Annotated in this window: 7 protein-coding genes and 1 pseudogene; all 8 read right to left on the bottom strand. The window is 64.7% G+C overall.

Translation table 11 applies throughout. The annotated features are described in order from the left end of the window. Positions 1–189: 189 nt before the first annotated feature. Positions 190–623: pseudogene (aroQ, locus tag NUW23_07265) on the bottom strand (type II 3-dehydroquinate dehydratase). Beyond that, positions 620–2395: a 3-dehydroquinate synthase gene (aroB, locus tag NUW23_07260; protein ID MCR4425975.1), complete on the bottom strand. Its 1776-nt coding sequence runs from the start codon at positions 2393–2395 to the stop codon at positions 620–622. The pseudogene aroQ and the gene aroB overlap by 4 nt, the downstream one beginning before the upstream one ends. Then, positions 2367–3566 (bottom strand): chorismate synthase, encoded by a 1200-nt coding sequence (gene aroC, locus NUW23_07255; GenBank protein MCR4425974.1) that lies wholly within the window; start codon positions 3564–3566, stop codon positions 2367–2369. Before aroC ends, aroB begins: the two co-directional genes overlap by 29 nt. Then, positions 3544–4518 carry a shikimate dehydrogenase gene (locus NUW23_07250; protein MCR4425973.1) on the bottom strand — a complete coding sequence of 325 codons (975 nt, stop codon included), beginning with the start codon at positions 4516–4518 and terminating at the stop codon, positions 3544–3546. The genes aroC and NUW23_07250 overlap by 23 nt, the downstream gene beginning before the upstream one ends. 3 nt (positions 4519–4521) lie before the next feature. Further along, the gene (aroA, locus tag NUW23_07245; protein ID MCR4425972.1) at positions 4522–5907 is read right to left on the bottom strand and encodes a 3-phosphoshikimate 1-carboxyvinyltransferase; all 1386 of its coding nucleotides are present in this window, start codon (positions 5905–5907) and stop codon (positions 4522–4524) included. Next, positions 5894–6790 carry a prephenate dehydrogenase/arogenate dehydrogenase family protein gene (locus NUW23_07240; GenBank protein MCR4425971.1) on the bottom strand — a complete coding sequence of 299 codons (897 nt, stop codon included), beginning with the start codon at positions 6788–6790 and terminating at the stop codon, positions 5894–5896. Before NUW23_07240 ends, aroA begins: the two co-directional genes overlap by 14 nt. 10 nt (positions 6791–6800) lie before the next feature. Then, on the bottom strand, positions 6801–7895 hold the full coding sequence (aroF, locus tag NUW23_07235; protein MCR4425970.1) for a 3-deoxy-7-phosphoheptulonate synthase: 1095 nt from the start codon (positions 7893–7895) through the stop codon (positions 6801–6803). A gap of 97 nt (positions 7896–7992) precedes the next feature. Continuing rightward, positions 7993–8195 (bottom strand): hypothetical protein (locus NUW23_07230; protein ID MCR4425969.1); only part of this gene is annotated, 203 nt, incomplete at its 5' end.

Genomic DNA, 8195 nt, shown 5'->3' with positions numbered 1-8195 from the left:
ACCCACGGCCCTCAGAGCCACAATCTGATGCTCTAGCCACCTGAGCTACATCCACCACATTGCCTCTTGATTATACCGTAGAGGTGCAGGGCTGGTCAAGACAGACTTGACCTGTGTGGACCTCCCAAGGCAGCAGCCGATTAATCGTCTGTTTACAGAATTGGGACGCAGAAAGTGTGCATCCTTCCTTTACACTTTGCGGCTCATGTTGGCAAACGCCCTGAGCGCCAGGAGGTACCCAGCCGGCCCCAACCCCGATATCTGCCCCAGGACGACAGGAGCGATGACGGAGTGCCGGCGGAACTCCTCGCGCGCATGGATGTTGGACAGGTGCACTTCGATGGCGGGAATGCCGCACCCCGCCAGGGCATCGCGGATGGCGTAGGAGTAGTGGGTATAGGCACCGGGGTTTATGATTACCCCGGCCGAATCCTCCGCCGCCCGCCAGATCAAGGCCACTATGTCTCCCTCGTGGTTCGATTGATGGGCTTCTACGTCCAGACCGAGCTCCTCCGCTTCCTTATCATATCGTTCACCTGATCCAAGGTGAGCGGTCCGTACACGCCGGGTTCACGCCTTCCCAGCATGTCCAGGTTAGGACCGTGAATGACGGTCACCTTCAATTCCTCGCACCTCCCCGCTTCCCTGCCGATTCCTGGGCAAGTCCCTCCGCCGCGTCAATGAGCACCGTGGGTGGGTGGTCTTCCGAGACGGTGCACCGCCCAATGCCACGCAGCAGCACGATCCTGAACCGGCCGGTGAGCGCCTTCTTATCCAGACCCATGTGCGCCGCGAGCCGCGCTTTCATCTCAGGGCTTCTGAACCGCCTGCGCTCTAAAGAGACCGGAAGGCCCAACCGCTCAAGCAGGGCGATCACCCGATCCGCCTCCCTTGCTGGCATCATGCCAAGGTCCCGAGACGCCCGGCATGCGGCGGCAAGCCCAATGCTCACCGCCTCCCCATGAGTCCACTGCCTGTACCTGCCCTCACGCTCCACCGCATGGCCCAGAGTGTGGCCAAGGTTCAGAAGCATCCGGGTCCCGCGGTCCGCCACGTCATCCTGGACTATGGGGATCTTCACACCCAGAGACGCGGACACTATCCTCACGGCTGAGGTCTCGTCGTCCACGAGGCTGCACACGGCGTAAGGGTCGTCCGAGTCCAAGGACGCGGCGCGTGCCTCGATGAACTCGAACAGAGATGGATCACCGATGACCGCGGACTTAACAACCTCCGCAAGGCCGTTTCGCACCTCGCGGACTGGGAGGGTCCCCAACGTGGCGACGTCACAGATGACGGCCGAGGGCTGGTAGAACGTTCCCATCAGGTTCTTCCCGGCCCTGAGGTTCACCGCGGTCTTGCCCCCGACGGAGCTGTCCACCATCGAAAGCAGCGTGGTCGGCACCTGGACCAGCGGGACGCCTCTCATATATGTAGAGGCGAATATCCCTACGACGTCACCGACCGTGCCGCCTCCGAGGGCGAATACGACGGTGTCACGGCCGAAGCCCCGCTCCGCCGCCCGCTCGCACAGGTCCCCGAGGACAGAAAGGGATTTCGCTCCTTCCCCGTCGGGAACCCTCAGCCTGCCGCAGTGGAGCCCGGCGGCTTCGAGCGACGTCTCGAGGGGCGCGCCGAACAGCGCCGCCACGGAACAAGACGAGACAACAAGGGCCCTGGCGCCTAGGTCCGAGACAGGACGTCCGCCGGGCCGGAGGCGCCCCGCGACATCCACCAGGCCCGACCCTATCAGCACGGAGTACTTGCCGCCCGACACATCCACGGGGACCTCGACCCTGACACCTCCCGTGGAGTTGACTCCCGCACCGAGGGCGCCACGAACGCCCGGGGAGGCAGGGGACTTCCGCTTCCAGATCTCGCGCAGCCTCTGCGCAGCCTGGACCGGGGTGAGGTCGTCGATGTCCAGCACCGCGTGGGCCTGCGCATACTGTACGGACCGTTCCCGGACAAACTGTGCGAAGGACTCGGGGTCGCAGTGCCCATTGAACAGTGGGCGGTTCGCGGAAGCATGATCCTGCTCAAGCCGGGCCAGAAGGGTCTCGGGCCGCGCCCGGAGCCACACGATCAGGCACGATTCACGCAGGTTCGCGAGGTTGCGCGAGTCGAGAAGAGCACCCCCGCCCAGGGATATGACGGTGTTTCGCAGCCCCGTCGCCCACCGGACCACCCGCCGCTCCAATGCACGAAAACGTGCCTCACCTTGCCGCTCGAAGATGGTCGCAATAGGGATGCCCGCCTCCTCCTCCACCGCGGAGTCAGTGTCCACGCAGCGGGTGCCGGTCAATTCCGCGAGGGCCTTGCCGACTGCGCTCTTGCCCGACCCCATGAACCCCACAAGCGCCACGTTATGAGCGGACCCGTCTGAGCTGGTCAACAGTATCCCCCCCGTATCTCTCGATACACGCGTTGGCGAGCACCAGCGCGGCCATGGCCTCTCCCACGACCGAAGCCGCCGGGACGGCACACACATCCGACCGCTCGGCGTGAGCGAGAGTGGGTTTCCCAGTGGCGAGATCCACAGATGCAGTGGGCGCGCGCAAGGTGGGAATAGGTTTCATGGCTGCACGAATCAGAATGGGCATGCCATTGGAGATGCCGCCCTCGATACCCCCGGCCCGGTTCGTCGCCCGGGTGATCCCGCCCTCCGGGTCTACTACTATCTCATCGTGGGCGTACCTGCCGCTCTCACCCGCGACGCTGAAGCCCTCCCCAATCTCGACTCCCTTGATTCCCGGAATGCTCATGACCGCCTGGGCGAGCAGGCCATCCAGTCGTCTGTCCCACTGTGCGTAAGTCCCAAGACCAGGAGGGACACCCCACGCCGCGACAGTGAAGACCCCGCCCAGACTCCCCCCGGCCTCTTTCTCCCGGTCGATTCGGTCCATCATCTCCTGGGACACCGCGGGGTCAGGGCATCTCACCGGAGACTGTTCCGCCGACTCCGCCCGGGCTCTGGCCCTCTCGCCGCCGGGGTCCGCCCCGAGGGGCTCGAGGTTCGCCCGGACTCCGCCTATGCTCTCCACCCAGGAGCCAACCTCGACCCCGATCTCCCGCAGGATGAGACGGCCCACTGCTCCAGCCGCCACCCTGGCCGCTGTCTCACGGGCGCTTGCTCGCTCCAGAACATCTCTGAGGTCCCGGTGGCCGTACTTCAGACGCCCGGCAAGGTCCGCGTGTCCCGGCCTGGGCACCGTAAACGCCCTGGGGTCCGCGGCCGGTCCGGATCCGCCCCAGGCCTCATCCGCTGCCCCGGCCCGGGTCTCGAACCGGTCCTCGACGGCCATCGTGTCGAGCCAGTTCACGTGGTCGCGGTTTTCAATCTCTATGGCCACGGGGCCCCCGGTCGCAATCCCGTGCCTGACCCCGCCCATAATCCTGGCCCGGTCGGCCTCGATCTCCATCCGGCCGCCACGCCCATAGCCCACTCTACGGCGGGCGAGGTCCCGGTCGATACTGCTCGCAGCAACGGGCAGGCCGGCGGGAACCCCATCGATGATGACAACCAGTGCGGGGCCGTGGGACTCACCCGCAGTAAGGAATCTCAGGGACCCCACGAGACTCACCTCCCGCCGCTTGCACGAGTGCCCGGGCCATGGCGGCCTTAGGCGCGGGAAGCCCGGTCCATAATTCAAACGCAGGAAACGCCTGCCTGGCCAGAATCTCCAGGCCCGTTATTGTCTCAAGCCCAAGACGCCGACCCTGTTCGAGATGGACTGTAACGACGGGGCTGTACACTAGGTCGCAGAAGACCGCGCCCGGCGCCAGGGCAGACGACATCAGGTTCTCCGCGACAGACTGCGGGATCGGAGGCCGTCCCGGGGCCTCGCCCGGGCCCTCGCGTGTGAGAGTCGTGGTATTCACAACGAGGCCTGCGCCTGACAGAGCAGATGCAAGCCGTCGGGCCATGTCTTCCCGCACTTCTGGAAGGCCGGAATCCCACTCCTGCACATCCCACCTACCCACCACCACAGACGGGCCTTCGTGCCCGGGTGTGACCGGGATCGCCCTGAGGTCCGAGCCCAAAATCGCGGCCCGTTGCTCAGTCCGGTTCAGCACGACTATCTCCCTGGCACCTGCCATGACCAATGCGGCAGCACACCCGCGTGCCGAGCCTCCCGCCCCGAATATGACCGCCTTGAGCCCGGAAGCCTGCACACCACGGACAGCCAGGGACTCGATTAAGGCCCCCCCGTCTGTGTTGTCCCCAATCAGCCGTCCGGAGTCCCTGTATACGAGGTTGACCGCTCCAGCTGCGAGCGCCCTGGGAGTAGCGACGGACACGAGGCCCAGTGCCGCCTCCTTGTGGGGAATCGTCACGTTCGCCCCCGCCACGTTCACGGCACCCAGCACGCCGAATGCGCGACCGATCCCTGCCCGCTCGACATCGATGGGGATGTATGCCCAGTCCCGAAGGCCTACTTCATCGAAGGCCGCCCGGAACATGGCCGGGGACAGGCTGCTCGAAGCGGGCCATCCGAAGAGAACCGCCAGTCTCAACCCTTACACACTCCCTTCTCCTGTCTGCCGGTGCCCGGGGCAAGCGCCCCTCGCGGAGGTGTCCGGTGCGTCCTGCCCGTGTGCCCCGCACATGGCCGTAAGATCCTCCACGAAGCCCGGGTAGGAGATGTTCACGGAGTCGAAATCGTAGATGGTGGAACCACCTTTTGCCATCAAGCCGGCCACAGCCAGGGCCATTGCCATCCTGTGGTCACCTAAGGAGCTAACCTTAGCACCGCGGAGCGGGCCAGGGTGCACTACGAGCGAATCACCCCTGTCCTCCACCCGCGCCCCCATCCGGCCAAGGCCAGTCACTATGGCGGCGATCCTGTCCGTCTCCTTGAACCTCAATTCACCCGCGCCCTGGATCACACTGGGCTCGCTCGCGCAGGTCGCTATCACCGCAAGCAACGGGATCTCGTCTACAAGCGCCGGGACTTCAGAGGCCTCTATGTGGAACCCACGAAGTCTGGAGTGAGTCACGGTCACATCCGCACACCGCTCGGGGCCGTCAGCCGGGCACGGGTCAACCCGGACATCCCCGCCCATCCGCCTGAGCACGGAAAGGAACCCAGCGCGGGTGGGGTTTAGCAGGACTCTTCTCGCCGTAACCTGCGAATCGGGGATTGCAGCGGCGGCTCCCAGGAAGAACGAAGCGGATGATGGGTCGCCGGGGACCGACAGCTCGAACGGCCGGGGCTCTCTGGGCGCGCCGGGCATGCCCACCGTCACTCGGAGCCCATCAGTGACTACAGGCACCCCCAGGTAGTTCAGGAACAGCTCGGTGTGGTCCCGGGACCTGGCAGGCTCCGTGACAGATGTGGGACCATCGGCAAAGAGCCCTGCCAAGAGAATGCAGGACTTGACCTGGGCGCTGGCGACCGGGATCGTGTGGTCCGTGCCGGAGAGCTTGCCACCCCGGATTGCCAGGGGAGCCAGACGCCCTCCTCCCCTACCCCATATGTTCGCCCCCATCCGCGACAACGGTTCCACCACCCGGCCCATTGGCCGGCGTCTGAGAGAGGCGTCTCCGGTGAGGGCCGAGAAGAAGTCCTGACCAGCTAGAACCCCCGCGAGAAGCCTCATCGTGGTCCCGGAGTTCCCTGCATCCAGCACGTCGTCAGGCTCACTGAGGCCCCGGAGCCCCTTTCCGGCTATCCTCACCCGCAACCCATCCGGACCTTCCCGCTCGACCGTGGCCCCGAGGGCCTGCATGCAGCGTAGGGTGGACGTGCAGTCCTCTCCGGGCGCGAAATGATCGATCACAGACCATCCCGGGACAAGCGACGCGAGGATCGCAGCTCTGTGAGATACGGACTTGTCGCCCGGGGGCGTGAACTCCCCACGAAGCGGCCTGCCGGCGTAACAGCATGTGTCAAACGTTTGCATGCTCGTGCCCCCTTCGCGGTCCGAGCGTCGCAAGCCATTCTGCCCGGGAGCGACGCCCTTCGTCAAAAAACGATGTGAGGGCCTGGGTGGCGTCGTCCGAGTCACTGGCTTCGAGCCAACCGAGCACCCCGGACAGGATCCCGATCAGCTCCTCGAGGGCGCGCCGGATCTCGTCGGCATTCGCCAGCATGATTCCGGTTCCCAGCTCCGGAGCCCCTGACGCCACCCTGGTGGAATCCCGGAATCCACCGCCCGCCAGGACCCACATGTCCGGATCGGAGTCTGCCCTCGCAGCGGCGATCGAGGATATCGCGGCCGCGCACAACAGCGGAAGGTGGCTTGTTGCGGCCACCATCCGGTCGTGGCTCTCTGGATCCATCATGACCGGTCTCGCGCCCAGATCTGTCGCTATCGAACGGGCGAGGGCGATGGAATGCTGGTCCGCCCACTCGGAGGGAGTCAATACGAAAGCCGCCGTTCTGAACATCTCAGAGGTGGCGGCCTTGATTCCGTGGTGTTCTGTCCCGGCCATAGGATGGCCCCCGACAAATGGGACGTTACCTTCGAAGCATGCACGCGCCCAGCCCATGACCGAGCGCTTCGCACTGCCCACGTCCATTATGAGCTGGGGGCGTCGCACCGCACATTCCTCGAGCGCGCGGGCAAGTGCCCGAAAGGCGCCCTCCATGGCGAGAAGGGGCACAGCGACCACTATAGCGTCGCAGTCTGTGACTTCATTCAGCGCCTGCGCCGCCCGGTCGATAGCACCCAATGAAACGGCGAGCTCGAGCGTCTGGGGATCGGTGTCGAACCCTATCACACGGTAGCCTCCGGCTCTACGGAGCCCCAAGCCAATTGAGCCTCCTATGAGGCCGAGCCCCACCAGGCCGACGCTACTCGGCACACTCCGCCCCGACAACGGCCCCACCCCCAGAGACTGACCCCGGGAAGCCCTTTCCTCCGTCGGCGGGGTCAGCCACGGTCCGCCCCACCGCCCGAGCCACGCTCCTGAGGCCGCACATCATATCGGCAAAAACCTCAGGCTTGAGTGACTGAGGGCCATCAGACAGGGCAGCCTCTGGGCGCGGGTGCACCTCGACTATGATCCCGTCAGCCCCGCATGCCACAGCGGCCCGAGCCATCGGAGCAACTAGATCCCACCGGCCAGTGCCATGGCTCGGGTCCACGATGACAGGCAGGTGGGTGAGGTGTTTCGCAGCAGCCACCGCGGAAAGGTCCAGGGTGTTCCTGGTGACTGTCTCGTAGGTCCTGATCCCTCTCTCGCAGAGCACAACATCGGAGTTGCCTTCCAGAAGGATGTACTCCGCTGCCATCAGCCACTCTTCGACCGAAGACATGAGACCACGTTTGAGCAGAACCGGGCGGTTCGCCTTCCCTACCTCGTGGAGGAGCGCGTAGTTGTGCATGTTGCGCGCTCCAATCTGGAGCATGTCCACGTAGGAGGAGACGAGACTCACGTCCTGAGGGGAGATGACCTCGCTGACAACAGGAAGGCCAGTGAGTTCCCTGACTCGAGCGAGTATTCTCAGGCCTTCCTCGCCGAGACCCTGGAAACTGTATGGGGAGGTCCTTGGCTTGAACGCGCCCCCCCTGAACATCCTTGCCCCGGCATCCCGGACGAGTCTCGCGACTGTGATCGCGCTTTCCTCATTCTCGATTGCGCACGGCCCGGCGATCACGGGTACCTCGCCGCCGCCAAAGGCCACCGACCCCACGTGCACGATATGGCTTTCGGGATAGAAATCCCTGCTCGCCAGCTTGAATGGCTTGAGCACCCGTATGACCTTCTCGACCCCGTCAAGAGACGCGAGGGAATCCTCCGACACTCTGCGGACATCTCCCACCAGACCGACGATAGTCCGTTCCTGGCCATGGGACAGATGGACTTCGAGTCCGTTGCTTCTGATTACTTCAATCACTCTGGCAAGCTCCTCGGGGGCAGCGCCTGCCTTCATTACTACGATCAACGCAAAGCCTCCCGCATGTGTGATTTAGGGTCAGCATACCACGCTACGGGAGGCCTTCAAGGCCTTGCCCAACGCGTGTCTGTGTGTGGCTCCCCCATCAGTGAAGTGACAGCTCATGCACCTGCCCGCCGCCTCGCGACACATGGGGGCGGTTCCACCAATCGCGCTCGCTGCGTAGCCGGTCCCCCAAAGCATCACTCCTTCCTGAGCCGCAGCCGAGAATCACGCTACTCAGGATGCCCCCGTGTCGCGACGATCTCTCGGCAATGCGCCCTGCGACCCAGAGAAAACCAAACGACC

This window comes from Bacillota bacterium, assembly GCA_024655925.1.
In the GTDB taxonomy this organism is placed as follows: domain Bacteria; phylum Bacillota; class DTU025; order DTU025; family JANLFS01; genus JANLFS01.
The sequence above is the reverse complement of the archived record's forward strand: the minus strand, read 5'-3'. Positions and strand labels throughout refer to the sequence as shown.